This is a genomic window from Streptomyces sp. NPDC059866 (genome assembly GCF_042731325.1).
Lineage (GTDB): Bacteria > Actinomycetota > Actinomycetes > Streptomycetales > Streptomycetaceae > Streptomyces > Streptomyces flavusporus.
On the sequence record NZ_JBHWJT010000053.1, the window covers coordinates 21,066 to 39,014 of the forward strand.

Genomic DNA, 17,949 nt, shown 5'->3' on the forward strand with positions numbered 1-17,949 from the left:
GTCGTCCGTCACGGCGTCGGCAGACGCAGGGCGAGCAGAGCCACGTCGTCGGTGCTGCCGGGCGGCATACGGGCGAGCAGCTGGTCGCACAGCGTGTCCAGCGGTACGTGGGCGAGCGTCAGGGCGTGGCGGCGCAGCCGGTCCAGGCCGGTGCCGAGGTCGCTGCCGGGGATCTCGATCAGGCCGTCGGTGTAGAGCAGCAGGGTGGAGCCCGGTGGCAGGGACTGTGTGGCGTTCGGCCGGCCCTCGCCGGTGCCCGGAGGGGCGCCGAGGACCAGTCCCTGTCCCGCTTCGAGGTACTGCGCCTGTCTGTCCTGGGTCAGCAGGAGGGGCGGCGGATGCCCCGCGCTGGTCCACCGCAGTGTCCACGGGCCGGTGTGCGAGTGGCCTTCGAGCAGGGCGAGGACGAGGGTGGCCATGGGGACGGTGGTGATGGCGGGCATGGCGTCGTCGAGGCGGTCGACGACGCTGCCGGGAGGCCCGGTGTGGTCCCAGGCCAGTGAGCGCAGGATGCCGTGCAGTTGGGCCATCCCGGCCGCCGCGGTCAGGTCGTGGCCCACGACGTCGCCGATGACCAGCGCGAGCGTGCCGTCCTTCAGTTCGAACGCGTCGTACCAGTCGCCGCCGACCTGGGAGCCGGCCGGGGCGGGCTGGTAGCGGGCGGCCAGCCGCAGGCGGCCGGGCCGGGGCAGCGGGGCGAGCAGGTTGCGCTGCATGGCCTCGGCGACGGCGCGCTGGCGGCCGAACCGCCGTGCGTTGTCTATGACCAGGCCGACCCGGCGGCCGATGTCGCTCACCACCTCCAGGTTTTCGGCGTCGAAGGGGTGCGCCGGGTCGGTGCGCACCAGCGTCAGGGCGCCGGTGATCTGCCGTCTGGCGCCCAGCGGCACCGTGATGGCGGACGTCGCACGCACCGTCCGCAGGAAGTCGCTGTGGACGGCAGCCAGGGGGGAACCGGGCGGTGCGGCCGTCTCCGCCTCGTCCTGCTCGTTCCGCAGCACGGGATCACCTCCGTTCAGCACCTGGACAAGAGGTGAGTGGTCTTCCTCCCCGGTCTCGGGAAGGCGCTCGCGCCCGCCCTCCAGCCCGGCGGCCCGGCCCGCGGGACCGGTCACCGCCACCCGGTGGACCTGCCCGGAACCGGTCCGGAGGTCCACCGCCGCCCAGTCGGCGAGGCGGGGAACCAGCAGGCGGCCCAGCCGGGCGAGGGCCTCGTCGGTCTCCAGGGTCTGGCCCAGTACGTCGGTGATCTCCGCGACCAGCGTCAGCCGCTCGGTGAGGTCCTCCAGAGCACTCGTGTAGGCCGCACGTTCCCGGCGTGCGCTGCGGTCGCCCGTGATGTCGGTGAACAGCACGGCCATGCCCTTGCAGGAGCCGCCGTCCGTCAGGGGAGAAGCGGACCAGGAGATCGCGACCAGGCGCCCGTCACCACGCAGATAGCGGTCGCCCTCCCCGCGCGCGGCGGCCCCCTCGGCCAGCGACTGGAGCAGCGGGCACTGCTCCCGCAGGAGTGCGCCGCCGTCCGTGTTCCGGTGCAGCAGCTCGTGCGCGTCCTTCCCGCGCATCGCGGTGGCGGCTCGGCCCAGCAGCCGTTCGGCGGCCGGGTTGACGGCGAGGATCCGTCCGGCCGGATCCAACACCATCAGGGCTGTGCTCAGCTGCTCGACGACCTGCCGCCAGAAACCCGACTCGGCCGCCGCCGGCCGCGACCGCTCCTCACCTCCCGCACCGGGCACCGCATTCTCCACCACGCCGCCCTCCAGCCATGGCGGCCTCCCACCGAAGACCGCGGGCGCATCAGCATCAGCGGAACCGACACATCAGTAACCCGATGGTCCCCTGAGAGGAACCCGCTCGCATCGCCGGCACGGGGACCCTGCGGAAGCGTCCTCGGACCTCAGCGCGAGGCGCGCGGTCGGGGCCCTGAAGGGAACGGCCCGTGGCGGGGGATGGGAGTTGGTCGCGGACATGGCGCAAACCCGTCTCCGGACTCCCGCGCGGGGGCAGCGGCCCGGCGTCGTCGCTCTCCGGGAGCGACACCGGCATCGGAGCCGATGGGCGAAATGCTCCCGATGAGTTCACGCTACTCCCCGAAGGAGCCGAGCGGACCGGACAGTGTGCCGCAGGTCGAACAGTTCCTCAGCCAGGAAGCGTTGCCGCTCAGCCGCGGCGGGTCCTCGTGCCGGACCGCTGCCTTTGGGGCGAAGGTCCCGGGCAGAGGCGTATGGGACCGCTTCGGCGTTGGCCGTCCGATCCGTTGGGCCTGTCCGAGGAGTACGCTGAAACCACCGAGGATATTTCGCGCACCGGCTTCCAGGCTCGTGTCGTTTTCGGCGATCGAATACGCCGGGCCGGTTGTGGCCGGCCCGGGGCAGGGTCCGCGTCATGACTGCGACCATTTCCCTCCCGCCGACAGCCGAAGCCGATGACCGTTCGTTCTCCTCGTCCTCTCTCCGTCTGTCGCTGGCTCCCGCCGGTCCCGCACCGGCTCTGCTGGACGGCGCATGGTGGCCCCGCTCCCGCGATCTCGGGGCCGAACTCCCCTCCCTGGCCGCCGTACTGGATCCGTTGTGGGGGCGGATCACCCGGGTCACGGTGAATCCCACCCACTGGCCGGTCGTTCCGCGCAAGGTGCCCGTCGCCGGGCACACGGTGAAGGTGGGCTGGTTCCTGGCCGAGCAGGACCCGCACGAACTGCTGTTGCTCTCCTACCGCACGGGCCGCTGGAATCTGCTGGTGGTCCCGCCACATACGACTCCCGTCTCGGCCGCCTGGCTGATGGCCGCGGCGAGCGACCCACTGGGCACGTCGACCGCGAGCCGGTTGATGGAGGAGGCGGCGCGCCTGCGGACGGTGTACGAGGCCGATTGTGCCGTGGAAGCGGTCTGGGACTCCGAAGGAGGCCATGAGGCCCGCGATCCGGCCGCACGTCCCCGGATCCCGACCGTGACCGCCCCGATGCCGCATCAGCCGATGGGGAGGTGAGGACCGTGGAGACGTTCGTGACCGTGATCGTGGTCCTTGCGATGATCGCCTTCGGGGTGCTCCTCATCCACCTGCTCAACTCGCAGCACAGTGACCGCCTGGCCGCCTTCCATTACGGCCGCTCCGGGATGCCTGTCCCGGCCCCGGCGCCGCCGGCTCGGCGGAAGGCCCACGGTCGGGCGAGAGTGAGCGGCACCACGAAGCAATGGGCCAGGAGGCGTTCCGACCACAGTAGCGGCGCACGTACGGTGCTCACCCCGCCCTCGTACCCCGGTGGGGAATCCCTTGGCAAAGCACAAGCCCCAGGCCAATGACCTGGGGCTTTGAGAAGAGCGGGTGACGAGAATCGAACTCGCGCTCTCAGCTTGGGAAGCGACGGCGCTCGGAGGGGAACTGCCCGTCTGACCTGCTCAGATATTTTCTCCGTGGGTGGCCCCGCAGGTCGGATCACACCGGTGTTGACCGTGGTTGTCCGCTCTTACGGGCACGCTCAGGGCACGGGCGTGCTCATCGGGCTCTCGCCGGGGTCGACTCGCGGGTGTGAACGGCTGCGCGACCGCCGCGGCGGCGCCCCGACCCGAACCGAACGCGGGGCGGGGCGCCGTCTCCTGGACCGGTGAGCCAGGGTTCGCGTTCCTCACGGACTGACCGTCAGCAAGTCGCGCTGTTCCTCGGGGAGTTCGACCTTGTCCGCGTACACGAGCGCATGGGCGGGCTCGAAGACGAGGGACACTTCCCCGGAGAGTCCGCCGTGGCCGCTGAGGACCTGGACGACCTGGTCGCCGAGGCGGACGTCGTACTCGTAGCGGGAGCCGACGTAGGAACTGGTGAGGACCTGGGTCGTCAGCCGGTTGGTGCCCGAGGCCGTACCGGATGTGGGGACGACCTCCAGTCGTTCCGGACGGATCGCCACCGTGACGGAGTCGCCGCCCGGGAGCTTCTCGTCGCTGTCGACCCGCACCACGTCGGCGCTGCAGTCGAGGAGGATGCTGTACCGCTTGCCCTCCTGCCCGATCACCCGGCCGGTGAGGAAGTTGCAGCGGCCGACGAACGCGGCCACCGCGGGGGCGGCGGGCCGCTCGTAGATCTCGTGCGGCGTGCCGATCTGGATCATGTTGCCGCCCTCCATGACCGCGATCCGGTCGCTGAGGGCCAGGGCCTCCTCCTGGTCGTGGGTGACGTAGACGGTGGTGATGCCCAGCTCTTCCTGGAGGCGCTTGAGCCAGGCGCGGGCCTGTTCGCGGAGTTTGGCGTCGAGGTTGGACAGCGGCTCGTCGAGGAGGAGGACCGTGGGGGAGTAGACCAGAGCGCGGGCGAGGGCGACGCGTTGCTGCTGGCCGCCGGAGAGCTGGTGCGGGTAGCGGGCGCTCAGCTCGGCGAGACCGACCTTGTCGAGGGCGTCGTGGATCAGCGTCTTCTGCCGGTCCTTGGGGATCTTGCGGATGGCGAGGGGGAGCGCGAGGTTCTTCGCGATGGTCATGTGCGGCCACAACGCGTAGGACTGGAACACCATGCCGAGGTTGCGTTCCTCGGGGGGCAGGAACACGCCGGCCGAGGTGTCGACGAAGGGTCTTCCGCCGACGGTTATGGAGCCCTCGGTGGGCTGTTCGAGCCCGGCGATGCAGTTCAGCGTCGTGGACTTGCCGCAGCCGCTGGCTCCCAGGAGAGTGAAGAACTCGCCGTCCTTGATGGTGAAGGTGACGTCGCCGAGGACGGAGTTGTCCCCGAACGTCTTGGCCAGGTTCCTCACGGTCACCTCAGGCATGGTGCTTTCCCTTCATGAGCAGGCCGGCGAGTGCGACGAAGACTGCCGTGATGACGATCTGGAGGGTCGCCAGAGCGGCGACGGATCCGGCCCGCCCCTGGGTCCAGAGGCTGAGCATGGTGGTTCCGAGGATGTTGTTGTCCGCGGAGCTGAGGAACACGGCCGGAGAGTATTCCTTGAGCATGATCACGAAGGTGAGCACCAGTGCTCCGGCGAACGCCGGTGTGACGAGGGCCCGCAGGACGCGGAAGAACGTCATCACCCAGTCGGCGCCGGAGACCCGGGCCGCGTTGTCCAGTTCGCCGCCGATCTGCATGATCGCGGGGGCGACCGAGCCGAACGCGCTGGGCAGGGCGCGCATCCCGAAGGCGATGATGACGGCGTAGATCGTGCCCTGCAGCACCGAGCCCATGCCGAACGGGGCGAGCGCGAAGGCCCAGAAGAAGCCGATACCGATGATGATGCCCGGCAGCGACTGCGGGATGAGCGCGAGGTACTCCACCGCCCGGCCGAAGCGGAAGGTGGAGCGGCGGGCGACCATCACCGCGAGCACGGCGATGGCGCTGATCGTCACCGATCCGACCCCGGCGACGATGAGGCTGTTCCACAGGGACTGCACGTAGTTGTCGGAGTCGAAGACGAGCTCGTAGTTCTTCGTGGTGACCGTCTTCAGGGGCGACTGGAGCGGGGTGAACACCAGCGTGAAGGAGCGGAAGACCAGGCCGAGGATCGGGATCAGGGCGCCGGCGATGACGTAGAGCCAGATGCACACGATGCTGACCCACTTCAGCCAGCCGAGATCCAGCTTGCGGGGGCGGGTCACCTTGCCGCGCACGGACACGAACCGCGCGGCGTTCTTGAGCAGCTTGGCCTGCACCGCCACCAGACTCAGCGTGAAGAACACGATGATCGTGGAGGCGGCACCCAGGACCGTGTAGTCGGGGTCCACCGACTGCAGGCCGTTGTGGTACAGGAACGTCGAGAACACGTCGATGTTCACCGGCTGCCCGTACAGCAGCGGCACGCTCAGGGTCTCGATCGACACGGAGAACACCAAGATGGCGCTGTAGACGATGGGCGGTCGCAACATCGGTACGACCACCTGTATCAGGATCCGCAGCGGTCCGGCGCCGCAGACCTGGGCCGCCGACTCCAGGGAGGCATCCGACTGGCGCAGCGCGTTTGCGCAGAACACGTAGGCGATCGGGGCGAGTGCCACGGCCTCCGTGAGCGCCATTCCGGGAATCGAGTAGAGGTTCCACGGCACGCTGCCGAGGACCTGCTGGACCTTGATGCTGACGAACCCGGCCGGGCCGTACATGATGATCCAGCCGAAGCCCAGGATCAGCGAGGAGATGAAGAACGGCCACTGCATCGCCAGGGCGATCAGCCGGCCGCCCGGCAGCTTCGTGCGGACCACCACGACTGCCATCGGGATCGCGATGAGCAGGCTCAGGAGGGTGGTCAGACCGGCGAACAGCAGCGTGTTGAGCGCCACTTCGCCGAAACCGGCGTCGCTGAAGAGCTTGGTGTAGCCGCTGAGGGTGAAGGCGCCGCCCGCTTCGTAGAGCGGGCGGTTGCGCACGCTCTGGTAGAGGGTCGGGAGGATCGGAGCCAGTACCAGGACGGCGAGGAACGCGAGCACTCCATACTGGACGACCTGGTCCCGTCCGATGCCTAGGGGGCGGCGGTAGCGCGGCGGCTCGAACGTTTTCTCATGCTCGTCAGCCGGTGTGCGTCTCGGCTGGGTCAGGGTTGACATCTGCTCTGGCTCCGATCGTCCCTTCGGGGGTGCCTACTTCTTGAGGAGTCCGTTGAACCGGTCGAGCCAGGCGTCGGCGTCGTTCTTGGCGACGGGGGCGTACTCGACGGCGATGATGTTGTCCTCGCCGACCGCGTCGACGACCTCCTGGTAGGTGTGCAGGCCCTCGCCTTCGACGCCCTTGCGGTAGGACGACAGGCCTCCTTCGGCGACCGCGCGCTGTCCCTCCTGAGACAGGGCGAAGTCCAGGAACAGCTTGGAGGTCGCCGGATGCGGCGCCTTGGCGGCGATGCCGAGGCCGCGCGGGAGGACGATGGTGCCGTCCTTCGGGAAGACGATCTCCACCAGGCCGGCGCTGTCCTCGACGACGGGGTAGGCGGGGGAGGCGCTGATCAGGAAGCCGGCCGTGTACTCGCCGGCCACGATCTTCTCCAGCTGGGTCCCGGACGAGGTCTCCGGACGGGTCAGCGGGAGCATGGTCTCCAGCGCGTCCCATGCCTTGGCGTTGCCCTCGGTGAGGGCACGGGTCACCGTGAAGCCGAACGAGCCCTCCGGGTCACGGACGGTGACCTTGTTCTTGAACTTGCCCTCGTCGGCCTTCATGATCTCGGCCAGGTCGGCGATGCCGGTCGGTGCCTTCTCCATCAGAGAGGTGTTGTAGGCGATCGTCATCGGGTCCTTCGACATCGAGTACACGCTGGGCAGCAGTTCCGCCTCGTCGCCCAGTTCGGAGGCCTCCGGAGAGTCGTACTCCAGCACCGTGTCCTCGCGCCCGGAGAAGTCCGCCCAGGCGCTCGCCGCACTGGAGATCAGCACGTCCGCGGGCGACTTCCCGGCCGCGTTCTCCGAGAGGACCTTCTGGAACAGCTCGTCGCTGTCCAGCTCGTTGACCGAGACGCTCTTGATGAAGCCGTACTTCTTCTTGAAGTCCCGGACGATGGGGGCCATGTTCTCGTCGCCGAGGTTGGAGTAGACGGTGAGCTTGCCGCCCTCCTTCTCGGCCGCCTCGATCAGAGCGTTGTAGTCCTCGGGGTAGTAGCCGGGGACCTGGCCCGCGGCGATCTTGTTCTCCGCCGCCTTGGGTGTGTCACTGCCGCCCCCGCAGGCGGTCAGCGCGCCGAGCGCGAGCGCCAGGGCGAGCGCGGTCGCGGGGCGGTGGGTTCTGGCCATGGTTGTCCTCCTCGTGCGTGCCCGCTGGCACTTGTTGCGGGGAGGCTAGGAGTGACCGGAACCACAGGCAGTCTTGTGGGCGCAACCTGTCCTTGTGTTCACAAGCTGCGTTTTGCTTGTTGTGCCGACGCCGTAGCGACGAAAATGCGCCAGAGGACTGGGCAGCGGCCTCTCCGGCGCTTACCTTGCGTTCACAACCGAGTCAATCGGATGAATCAGGCCCATGAGATCTCGGGCGACCTCGGGTGACCAGGAGAGATGAGGTGGACAGGTGCGGATTCCCTGGCCCCGGAGTGTGTTCGCCCAGGTGCTGGCCGTACAGCTGGCCATCACCACAGGGGTGACGATTTTGGCCACCGGCCTGTTCCTCGCCCCCTTCGGCTCTCACCTCGACGACCAGGCGATGCGCCGGGCACTCGCCATCGCCCAGACCGCCGCCGCGCCGGATGTCGCGCGTGATCTGGCCGCCACCGAGCCGAGTGCGTCGGGCCCGGTGCAACAGGCGGCCGAACGTGTACGCCGGGCCACCGGGGCGCTGTACGTCGTCGTCATGGACACCCGCGGGGTGCGCTGGTCGCACACCAATCCGGCCCAGATCGGCAATTACGTCTCCACGGATCCCGGTCGTGCGCTCGCCGGCCAGGAGGTCATGGAGATCGACACCGGAACGCTCGGCCGCTCCGCCCGCGCCAAAGTGCCGCTGCGCGACGACGGGGGCGAGATCGTGGGGGCGGTCTCGGTCGGCATCGCCTACGGCAGCGTGCGCCACCAACTGTTCGGCGCGGTTCCCGGGATGATGCTGTACGCGGGCGCCGCCCTCGCCGTCGGCGTCCTGGCAGCGCTCGCGGTCTCCCGCAGCCTGCGCCGCCGCACCCACGGCGTCGCTTTCGCCGACATCTCCGCCCTCCTCGACGAGCGCGAGGCCATGCTGCACGGCGTCCGGGAGGGCGTCGTCGCCTGCGACCGGTTCGGCAGGATCCGCCTGGTCAACGACGAGGCCAGGAGACTGCTGAACCTTGACGGGGACGCCACCGGCCACACCCCGGACGAGGCCCTGCCTCCGGGACGGACGGCGGACGTGCTGGCCGGACGCGTCGAGGGGGCCGACCTGCTGACCGTCAGCGGCGGCCGGGTCCTGGTTGCCAACCGTATGCCGACCAGGGACGGCGGGACGGTGGTGACCTTGCGCGACCGCACCGAACTGGAACTCCTCGGCCGCGAACTGGACAGCACGCAGGGCCTGCTGGACGCGCTGCGCGCCCAGGGCCACGAACACGCCAATCGCCTGCACATCCTCCTCGGGCTGATCGAGATCGGCCGCCACGACCGGGCCGCCCAGCTCATCGCCGACGTCGCCCACACCCACCGGGCCTCCGCCGAGCAGATCGCCGAGCGCGTGCGGGACCCGCTGCTGTCGGCCCTGCTGGTCGGCAAGTCCGCCGTCGCCGCCGAACGCGGCGTACCCCTGCGCCTGTCCTCCGACACGCTGCTCACCGACCGGGTGGTCGACCCCCGGGACCTGGTCACCGTCCTGGGCAACCTCATCGACAACGCCGTGGACGCGGTGGCCGGGCACCGGCCCCCCGACCCCTTCATCGAGGTGGAGCTGCGGGCCGAGGGCACCACCGCCGTCCTGCGCGTGGCCGACACCGGGCCGGGCCTAGCGCCCGAGATGCACGAGCGGGCGTTCACCGAGGGCTGGTCCACCAAACCCCCGGACCACCGTCCGCACGGACGCGGCATCGGCCTGGCCCTGGTCCGGCGGCTCGCCGAGCGCTACGGCGGAACGGCCCGGGTCACCGCCCGCGCCGGCGGCGGCGCCGTGTTCACCGTCGTCCTGCCCGAGGCGCTCGCCCTCGACGACGTCGCCGAGGAGAGCGCCTTCGACGAGGAACTCGACGAGGGAAACGCCCCCGTGGCCGAACTCGCCTTCTCAGGAGAGTCCAGATGATCGATGTCCTGGTCGTGGACGACGACTTCCACGTCGCCGAGATCAACGCCATGTACGTCACCCAGGTACCCGGCTTCCGGGTCGTCGCCCGGGCCCACACCGCCGCCCACGCCCTGGCCACCCTGGAGCGCACCCACATCGACCTCGTGCTCCTCGACCACTACCTCCCCGACGAGACCGGGCTGACCCTCGTGCGCCGGATGCGGCAACTCGGCCACCACGCCGACGTCATCATGGTGACGGCGGCCAGCGACATCGCCACCGTCCAAGCCGCCCTGCGCTACGGAGCCCTCCAGTACCTCGTCAAACCCTTCGCCTTCGCCGCCCTGCGCGCCAAACTCGACAGCTACACCACCCTCCGCCACGCCCTCGAAGACGTCGGCGGACGCGGCCGGGCGGGCCAGGACCAGGTGGACCAGATCTTCAGCGCCCTGAGATCCACCGCCGAACCGCACTCCGCCCTCCCCAAGGGCTACTCCGCCCCCACGATCGACATCATCCGCCGTGCCCTGGACCAGGCGGGACAGCCCCTGTCCGCCCACGAGGTCGCCGAACGCACCGGCATCAGCCGGTCCACCGCCCAGCGCTACCTCAAGTACCTGGAACGCGCCGGCCGCATCGGCCTCACCCTCAAGTACGGCGAGACCGGCCGCCCTGAGCACCGATACGTATGGGCCGCGAGCTGACACGGGCCCCGGCCCGGTCGCCCGACGCCGCCGTCGGCGGGGCCGGCGACGCCAACTTCGCCAGAGGCCGCGAAGTGCCTCATAGAGGTCGCCGTACGCGCTCCAACAGGTGACGCTGCCGTCGTCGTTCAGACTGCCCATGTGCCAGTCGTCGTCGTTGACGGCTTTCACCGGACAGAGCCCGTGGAATCCCAGGACGATCTGTCGCCGGAGACCTTACGAATCTCCTCCAGGGTCCAACCTTCCTCACAACGCGACGCGCGGGGCCGCGCCTGCATCGGCGCGGCCCCGCGTTGTCAGCGGCCCCGTTCCTGACCGCGCCCGCTGCTCACAGTCCTCCGGTGTACTCGAAGATGTAGAGCCCGTGGTCGCGGTCGGACGCGGCGACGTACTCCTTGCCGCCGGACTCGAAGACCTGGGCGCCCCAGAAGTTGTTGCCGTCCTCGTCGATGTAGTGACCCACCTCGACGACCTTGTCGTCGACGATCTTCGCGATGCGCAGCCCGGCCGCGTAGTACGAGAAGTAGAGCAGGTCGGCGCGGGTCTCGGAGACGGCCACCTCGTGGATGGACAGGTCGCCGGAGCCCGTCGCGTGGGCGGGGTCGTGCGCCTCGGGAACGGCGTAGGTGTCCAGCTCGGTGAGCTTGCCGCTCTCGTTGCGGTAGAGGTGCGCGTAGCCCCAGCCGTCGAAGTACGACGAGAAGGCGAGCCGGTCGCCCTTGGCGCCGAGCGCAACCGGCAGCTGCGCGGGGCCCGTTCCGGCCAGGCAGGCCGCGTCGTCGTAGGGCTGGCCGAAGATGGCGAAGCCCTGGCCGCGCGGTGCGACGCCGAAGGTCGGGACATCCCCCTCGACGCTCATGCCGAGCGTCTGGTCGCAGGCGTCCGTGCCGGTGCGGTTGAAGACGAGTACGGCGTCGTAGCCGCCGGCCGCGACGACGCTCGCGACCTTCTCGCTGAAGGTGCACACTCCGCGCTCGACGACGGCGACGTCCACGGCGTTCGGGTCGCCGGCGGGCACCGCCGGGTCACCGGGACAGGCCCGGCCCGCGAAGACGGAGTCGCCGGTGATGGTCTGACCCTCTTCCAGGCGCGTGGTGTTGCTGCCCTGGCTCGCCGTGATCTCCGTGCCGTCGGTGAGGTTGCGGGCGGTGAGCGCGTACGGCCCGAAGTCCTCGTCGGCGCCGATGACGTACTGGTTGTCGAGGGTGAACTCGGCCTGGTGGGCGTTGCCTTCGGGCGCCACCTGGAAGCCGCTCTCCAGCGCCTCGGGGTCGAGCGCGGCGAAGTCGGTGTCGCCGAGGTAGGCGACCTTCGTCGGGTCGGTCACGTCGAGGGTGACGTAGCCGGCGTCCCAGTAGGAGGCGAGCATGATCTGCCGGCCGCCGATCTCCTTGACGACCATGTCGTGCAGGAAGATCTCACTGAGGTTGGCGGGGGCGTCCTGGACGATCTGCGGGAACGCCTCGTCGAGGTCGTACTCCGCGATGACCTTCGCCTTCTTCGGGTTGGTGATGTCGACGATGTCGACGTCCGGGCCCTCTTCGTTGTCGACGATGACGGCGTACGCCTTGCTGCCCGCGTCCCAGGCATAGACGCTGTGGATGTCGTTGGCGTCCTTCTTGCCCTGGCCCATCACCGTGTGGTCGCCGACGCCCTCGGCGAGCGGGGTCGGGTGGGCCGGATCGCTGACGTCGTAGAGGTTCATGCCGCCGAAGCCGGCGGTCTCCTTGCACTTCTCGTTGTTGCTGACCAGCACGTCCCCGTTGAAGTACGGGGTGTCGATGTGCAGGGTCTGGATGCCCTCGCCCGGTGCGCTGCCCTCCTTCGCCTGGATGAAGGCGACCTCCTTGGGCGCGGCGGGTTTACGGATGTCCACCACGTGCACGCCGTTGTACTTGCAGGTCGCGCCGCCCCAGGCGGCGAGGTAGGCGTACCCCTCGAAGACACCGACATCGGCGATCTTCTCGGGCTCGACGTTCTTCAGGCCGAGTTTGCTGACGAGCCGGACGTTCTCGCTTCCGGCGGGGAGATGGCCCTCGTCACCACCGTGCTGGTGGCTGTGGTGATCGTGTGTGGCCCCGGCGTTGTCAATGCCGCCGTCGTCGGCGGAGACACCGTCATGTGCTCGGGCGACACCGGCGAAGGAACCGGCGACGAGGGCCGCCGCGGCGAGACAACTCGCCGCGCGCACGCGGACCCTCGCTCTGCCCATGGCTCTTCCCATGGCTCTCCTTGGTGTGAGAGTGAAGAAGCGCGGGGGGCAGCGAGGGGAACGTACTCTGTGCGTGGCCTGTGAGGAAAGGGTTGTGAAGCCGCGTTAACGTGATCGTATTGGCGTCGGCTTCGGGTGGGGTGTCAGCGGGTCGTGGCGGTCAAGGAAGTTCTGCCTCACGGCGGCAGACCGTGACGGGCGGGCTCGAGGAACCCCGGCGATGCCCTGGCTGGCGGATGCCCGCGTCCTGACACGGAGCTCGTCGACGCGGGCCGCCAGGGGTGGAGTGGATGTCGACGCCGATCCGGCCATCCGCGCCACCACCGCCAAGGACCCGACCCGGAGAGTGCTGCCGCACTGCACCGAGGGCCGTCGACCTCGACAACCTCGCGATTCGCGTCCGCGCCGCCGAGCGGGAGCGGACCAGCCGGCGGGCTCCCGACCCGACCAAGTCCGACGCGGGGTTCCGCGTCGTCGCCCTCCTGGCCGCTCTGGACAACAAAGAACCCCCGGGTCTCTGACCTGGGGGTTTCGCATGGAGCGGGTGACGAGAATCGAACTCGCGCTGTCAGCTTGGGAGGCGACGGCGCTTCAACGGCGACACCGCTTCTGACCTGGGGAAACATCGCTTGCGGTGCAGCTTCGAGGGCTGATTTCGCACCGCTGTTCACCGTGGTTGTCCGCTCTTATGGGCACGCTGTGGGCACGGCTTCGAGTAGCGGCGGGTAGGAGACATGTGGGAGCGGGCTCTGGGTCTGACTCGGCCAGTTCGGAGATGCAGCCGGAGGACCTTGCGCGAGTGCACAGGATTCCCGTACCAGTGAGATGCCCGGCCCGTTAGGGCGGCGATGCACGGGAAGCCCCGGTCGTGGTGGACGAAGCGTCAGTCCCTGTCGGTCGGCCGTGGCAGCCACCAGGAGCCGGCTTCGGCGGCCTCTCGGAGCACCGCTTCACAGATGGGCTGCCGCCGTCGGGCGGAGGGTGAAGCCACCGACCGAAAGGCTCGGACCTCCTTGGTTCGCCCCCATGGGAGGCATGATCTTGTCGTGGTGAGCCTGCTGACTCGCGGCATCCCGGCAACCAGGTCGGCGGCCACAGTCGTTCATGTACGGCCGAGACCGTCCCCCGCCAGTCGGAGGGGGTCGGTCGGCCGACCGGCGGGGCACCTCCCGAAGTCCGGCGGATTGTCGACCGCCCACCGCCTCGGCAGGGTTGTCCCGGTGACCGAGATCGAAAGCGCCAAGAAGACGCCTTCCCGGCCCTTACCCTCACCCGGGTCCGCCACGGCGACGGAACGCCCCGCGCCGTTGGCGCGGCTGGTCGGGGTGGACCTCGCCCGTGCACTGGCCGTGTTCGGGATGTTCGCCGTGCACGTCGGCCCCGCACCCACGCCAGGCGGCGGCGTCGGCGACTGGTTCCTGGAGCTGGCGAGCGGCCGGGCGTCGGCGCTGTTCGCCACCCTCGCCGGGTTCTCGTTGATGCTGATCGCCGGTCGCCTTGAGCCGAAGACCGGACTGGCCGGCCGGCAGGCGAGGGCCCGGATCGTGATCCGGGCCGTGATCCTGCTGGTACTGGGCAGCGCGTTGGCGATGACCAACTTCGGCGGCGCCGGGATCCTCAACTTCTACGCGGTGTACTTCCTGCTGGCCCTGCCCCTGTTGCGGCTGCGGGCCAGAACGCTCGCGATCATCGCGGTGACGCTCGCGGTCGTCACACCGCAGGTGGCGTACGTGATCCGGGCGCTGCTCAGCGAGTCGGTCGTGAACAGCATCGACTCGTACGACCCGATCGCGCGAATCTCCGGCGTAGGCGTGCTCGACCTCCTGCTCACCGGCCTCTACCCGGCGATCACCTGGATGACGTTCGTGGTCACCGGCATGGCGTTGGGCCGACTGGATCTGAGCTCCGGCGCTGTGCAGCGGCGGCTGGCCGTGGCCGGTCCCGCGCTGATCTCGTTCGGATACGGCGTCTCGTGGCTGGCGCTCCGGCTGACCGGCGGCGCTCAGAAGATCATGGCCGGGATGCCTGACATGAAGGACTTCGGCGCCATGAAGGACCCAGGTGCCATGAAGGACGCCGCCATGGCATCGGGATCCTTCGACTCGCCCGTCGGTGGTGGGCTGGGTGGCCCCGACGCATGGGGGCTCCTGGCAGCCGAGCGGCACACCGGTTCCACGTTCGACCTCATCGGCAGCCTGGGGATCGCGATCACCGTGCTCCTGTGTCTGACGGTGGCCCTGGACCGACTGCCGTGGCTGCGTCGCCTGGCAACGCCGGTCATCGCCGTCGGCACCATGTCCCTGACCCTGTACGTGGGCCACATCCTGGTGATCCTCGCCCTGCCCGGCGAAGCGGCCACCCCGCCGCAGTCCGCCTCCGCCGCGCTGCTGCTCTGCTTCATCGCCGGGGCCACCGTGTTCGCGGCGGTCTGGTCCCGCTTCTTCCGCCGCGGACCGCTGGAGTACCTGCTCAACAACGCCACGAAACTGGCAAATCGCGTCCGCTGAGCCTCGGGCGGGCACCACCAGAAGTCCGAGCGTGTTCCGCCTCAACCCTGATTTCAAGGACCTTCGCCATGGCCGTCATCCCCACAGCCCGGAGTACCGGCTCCCATGGCCTCCGCCGGGAATCGCACCGCTGCGCCGACCGGCCGGAAGTTCCGGCGCCCTGGGAACGCCCGGCACTGGCCGCGGTGCTGGGCGTCGCCGCACTGCTGTACGTCTGGGGCATGGGGCACGCCGCGATCCACCCCTACTACAGCGCGGCGATACGGTCGATGGCCACCAGTTGGCGGGCCTTCTTCTTCGGCGGTCTCGACACCAGCAGTTCGATCACCCTCGACAAGGTGCCCGGCGCCTTCTGGCCCGATGCCCTCTCCGTATGGATCTTCGGGCCGCACACGTGGTCGGCCGCGCTGCCCCATGTGATCGAGGGCGTGCTCACCGTATGGCTGCTGCACCGGATCGTACGGGCATGGGCCGGGCCGTTCGCCGCGCTGATCGCCGCGCTGACGCTCACCTTCACTCCGGTCACCGTGGCACTGAACAGGGCCACCATCCCGGACACCGCCCTCACTCTCCTGCTGGTGGCAGCCGCCGGCGCCCTGCAGAAGGCGGCACGGACCGGGCGGCTGCTCCCGTTGATCACGTGTGGCGTCTGGGTCGGGCTCGCCTTCCAGACGAAGATGCTGCAGGCCTGGCTCGTCCTGCCGGTCTTCGCCGTGGTGTATCAACTCACCGCGCCCAACCCGCCGTTGCAGAGGGCTCTGCGCCTCCTGCTGAGCGGTGCGGTCACGCTGGCCGTCTCCTGCTCGTGGGCGCTGATCGCGTGGGTGACTCCCGCGGCCAACCGCCCGTATGTCGACGCCACGTCGAACAACAACCCCTTCAGCCTGGTCTTCGGCTACAACGGCCTGAGCCGCTTCAGCGACGACGCCACCGCGTTCGGCGCCGTCCCGGCCACCGCCGCCAGCCGCATGACCGGAAACACCGGCTGGGGGATGCTCGTCAACCACACCGTCGGCCCGCAGATCGCCTGGTTCCTGCCGCTCGCCGTGCTCGCCGTCGTCACGGCCCTCATCTGGCGCGCCCGCCGGCCGCGGACCGACCCGCTGCGTGCGGGTTTCCTCCTCTGGGGCGGCTGGCTCGCCGTCCATGCCGTGGTGTTCAGCGTCTCCAACGGCAATCACGTCTACTACACGGCCGTGCTCGCACCGGCGATCGCCGCGCTGGCCGGAGGCGGCCTCGCGCTCTTTTGGTCCGCGTACGAGGCGGGCGGCCGACGACGGCTGTGGCTGCCGTCGGCGATCGTGCTGACGGTGGCCTGGGCGCTCGTACTCGACAGGCCGACCTGGTTCGCCTCCCGGCTGCTGGTGTTCGCCGTGATCTTCGCGGTGTGCGGGACGTTCGGCCTGTGGTCCGGCGGGTCACGCGCCTCCCGGGGGCTGGTCCAAGGCTCTCTGGCCGCCGGAATCGCGGCCACTCTGCTCGTACCCGCCGGCTGGGCCGTCTCGTCCCTCGACCCGCGCTACGCGGGCGCCTCCACGTCCCCGACGGCCGGTCCGGTCGGCGAGTTCTACCGCAGGGCTCTCCACGACCCGCGCGCCCTGCGCCGGGCCGAGCTCGGCCGGCCCAGCGCCCGCGACGCCGCGCTGCTGGACTACCTCATCGCGCACCGCAAGGGCGAGAAGTACCTGCTCGCGACCCAGGCCGCCTATCCCGCGGAACGTCTGCTGCGCGCTCAGTCCCAACCCGTGCTCGTCATGGGCGGGTTCACCGGGAAGACCCCCTTCCCCAGCGCCCCGCAGCTCGGCAACCTGATCGCCACCCACCAACTCCGCTACGTGCTGCTCACCCACCTGCGACCCACCACCCTCGCCACGACGTGGGTGAAGTCCCATTGCAAGCGCATCCGCTCCGGGGCCTACGGCTGGCGCACCAGGGGCAACTTCGGCCTCTACGACTGCCGCACCCCCGCCGATCGGCGGGGGTGAAACAGCCGACTGTGGGATGGGCGAGCCAGAAGAAATGCAAAATAATCCTTGCGGGTAATTGTCGTCCCGTTCGCAGGTTGACCCATCGCAATTGTTCGCATTTCGTGAAGCTTAAATTCACCATGCTCACAGGTGTGCAAACTGGCAGGTCATGCTGGCTGTGACATTCTTTAGGTGAGCGCCGTCACACCTCCCCGATAAACCGGCGAAGCATTCCCATCGTCAGACAGGTCGAGAACTTCTTTCCTGGAAAGGATTCTTCTTGACCACCACTCGATCCCCGATATCAAAATTGCGCCCCGCTCGGCGTCGCGCGGACATGGCGGTGTTATTGATCCGAAACGGTAGGTGTTCTGGGTCGTTGATCCCTGCGTGAGTGAACTGGTGGGGGACGCACGGCAGTTGTCGCCGTCGGCGCAGGAGGCCCTTCGGCTGCGGGCGGTGGCCGCGCTGGTGGCGGGCCGGACTCGCGAGGATGTCGCTGCGGTGTTCCAGGTCTCGCTCAAGGCCGTGGACAACTGGTGGGCGAAGTGGCTGGCAGGCGGGCGTGAGGCGCTGGTGGCCCAGCCGCGCGGGCGCAGGGTCGGCGAGCATCAGGTCCTCGACGTGGTCGAGCAGCAGGCGATCCGGCAGGCTGTGCTGGATCACCGTCCCTGTGACCTGGGGCTGGCCGGGCAGCTGTGGACGCGAGCCGGGGTGGGGGATCTGATCGCGAAGCTGTACCGGGTGCGGCTGACCGAGCAGGGGGTGGGCAAGCACCTACGCCGGTGGGGGCTGTCCTTCCAACGCCCGGACAAGCGGGCCGTCGAGCAGGACGCGGAAGCGGTCCGCGTCTGGCGGGAGGAGACATGGCCGACGATCCGGGCCAGGGCGAGGGCCGAGGGTGCCGAGGTGCTCTTCGCCGACCAGGTCGGCATCCGCTCCGA

Annotated in this window: 12 protein-coding genes; 7 read left to right on the plus strand and 5 right to left on the minus strand. The window is 69.4% G+C overall.

Annotated features, from left to right (window positions below; genetic code table 11):
* Positions 1-8: 8 nt before the first annotated feature.
* Positions 9-1,751 carry a SpoIIE family protein phosphatase gene (locus ACFV7R_RS42390; protein ID WP_385274677.1) on the minus strand — a complete coding sequence of 581 codons (1,743 nt, stop codon included), beginning with the start codon at positions 1,749-1,751 and terminating at the stop codon, positions 9-11.
* Between the two features lie 634 nt (positions 1,752-2,385).
* Between ACFV7R_RS42390 and ACFV7R_RS42395 the strand changes: the two genes are divergently transcribed.
* Entirely contained in the window at positions 2,386-2,985 is a 600-nt protein-coding gene (locus ACFV7R_RS42395) for a DUF5994 family protein (protein WP_385274680.1), read from the plus strand.
* Between the two features lie 637 nt (positions 2,986-3,622).
* Here ACFV7R_RS42395 and ACFV7R_RS42400 read toward each other — a convergent pair.
* The 3 genes from ACFV7R_RS42400 to ACFV7R_RS42410 are packed head-to-tail and all read right to left on the minus strand — an operon-like array spanning position 3,623 to position 7,682.
* A complete protein-coding gene (locus ACFV7R_RS42400; RefSeq protein WP_385274683.1) occupies positions 3,623-4,750 on the minus strand; it encodes an ABC transporter ATP-binding protein in 1,128 nt (375 codons plus the stop codon).
* Complete coding sequence (locus tag ACFV7R_RS42405; RefSeq protein ID WP_385274686.1) at positions 4,743-6,512, minus strand: ABC transporter permease; 1,770 nt, start codon at positions 6,510-6,512, stop codon at positions 4,743-4,745. Before ACFV7R_RS42405 ends, ACFV7R_RS42400 begins: the two co-directional genes overlap by 8 nt.
* Positions 6,513-6,545: 33 nt before the next feature.
* A complete protein-coding gene (locus ACFV7R_RS42410; RefSeq protein WP_385274689.1) occupies positions 6,546-7,682 on the minus strand; it encodes an ABC transporter substrate-binding protein in 1,137 nt (378 codons plus the stop codon).
* A 271-nt stretch (positions 7,683-7,953) separates the two neighbouring features.
* Here ACFV7R_RS42410 and ACFV7R_RS42415 point away from each other — a divergent pair, with 271 nt between their 5' ends.
* Together ACFV7R_RS42415 and ACFV7R_RS42420 are read left to right on the plus strand one after the other, a co-directional pair.
* Positions 7,954-9,633, plus strand: coding sequence for an ATP-binding protein (locus ACFV7R_RS42415; protein WP_385274692.1), 1,680 nt, complete (start codon positions 7,954-7,956; stop codon positions 9,631-9,633).
* Complete coding sequence (locus tag ACFV7R_RS42420; protein ID WP_385274694.1) at positions 9,630-10,319, plus strand: response regulator; 690 nt, start codon at positions 9,630-9,632, stop codon at positions 10,317-10,319. Before ACFV7R_RS42415 ends, ACFV7R_RS42420 begins: the two co-directional genes overlap by 4 nt.
* Before the next feature lie 328 nt (positions 10,320-10,647).
* On the opposite strand, the gene ACFV7R_RS42425 is transcribed toward ACFV7R_RS42420, so the two are convergent.
* Complete coding sequence (locus ACFV7R_RS42425; protein ID WP_385274696.1) at positions 10,648-12,531, minus strand: PA domain-containing protein; 1,884 nt, start codon at positions 12,529-12,531, stop codon at positions 10,648-10,650.
* A gap of 290 nt (positions 12,532-12,821) precedes the next feature.
* Here ACFV7R_RS42425 and ACFV7R_RS42430 point away from each other — a divergent pair, with 290 nt between their 5' ends.
* The 4 genes from ACFV7R_RS42430 to ACFV7R_RS42445 all read left to right on the plus strand — a co-directional run.
* Positions 12,822-13,052 (plus strand): hypothetical protein, encoded by a 231-nt coding sequence (locus ACFV7R_RS42430; protein ID WP_385274698.1) that lies wholly within the window; start codon positions 12,822-12,824, stop codon positions 13,050-13,052.
* Positions 13,053-13,751: 699 nt separating this feature from the next.
* Positions 13,752-15,038 (plus strand): DUF418 domain-containing protein, encoded by a 1,287-nt coding sequence (locus ACFV7R_RS42435; protein ID WP_385274700.1) that lies wholly within the window; start codon positions 13,752-13,754, stop codon positions 15,036-15,038.
* Positions 15,039-15,106: 68 nt separating this feature from the next.
* A complete protein-coding gene (locus tag ACFV7R_RS42440; RefSeq protein WP_385274703.1) occupies positions 15,107-17,023 on the plus strand; it encodes an ArnT family glycosyltransferase in 1,917 nt (638 codons plus the stop codon).
* Positions 17,024-17,395: 372 nt separating this feature from the next.
* Positions 17,396-17,949, plus strand: a 554-nt coding sequence (locus tag ACFV7R_RS42445) for a winged helix-turn-helix domain-containing protein (protein WP_385274706.1), incomplete at its 3' end; no start/stop codon positions are given.

Bases quoted from the DNA above. Each gene is read 5' to 3' on its own strand.
- ACFV7R_RS42410 (WP_385274689.1), bottom strand. From the start codon at position 7,682: ATGGCCAGAACCCACCGCCCCGCGACCGCGCTCGCCCTGGCGCTCGCG.
- ACFV7R_RS42425 (WP_385274696.1), bottom strand. From the start codon at position 12,531: ATGGGCAGAGCGAGGGTCCGCGTGCGCGCGGCGAGTTGTCTCGCCGCG.
- ACFV7R_RS42430 (WP_385274698.1), top strand. From the start codon at position 12,822: ATGTCGACGCCGATCCGGCCATCCGCGCCACCACCGCCAAGGACCCGA.
- ACFV7R_RS42400 (WP_385274683.1), bottom strand. From the start codon at position 4,750: ATGCCTGAGGTGACCGTGAGGAACCTGGCCAAGACGTTCGGGGACAAC.
- ACFV7R_RS42395 (WP_385274680.1), top strand. From the start codon at position 2,386: ATGACTGCGACCATTTCCCTCCCGCCGACAGCCGAAGCCGATGACCGT.
- ACFV7R_RS42405 (WP_385274686.1), bottom strand. From the start codon at position 6,512: ATGTCAACCCTGACCCAGCCGAGACGCACACCGGCTGACGAGCATGAG.
- ACFV7R_RS42420 (WP_385274694.1), top strand. From the start codon at position 9,630: ATGATCGATGTCCTGGTCGTGGACGACGACTTCCACGTCGCCGAGATC.
- ACFV7R_RS42440 (WP_385274703.1), top strand. From the start codon at position 15,107: ATGGCCGTCATCCCCACAGCCCGGAGTACCGGCTCCCATGGCCTCCGC.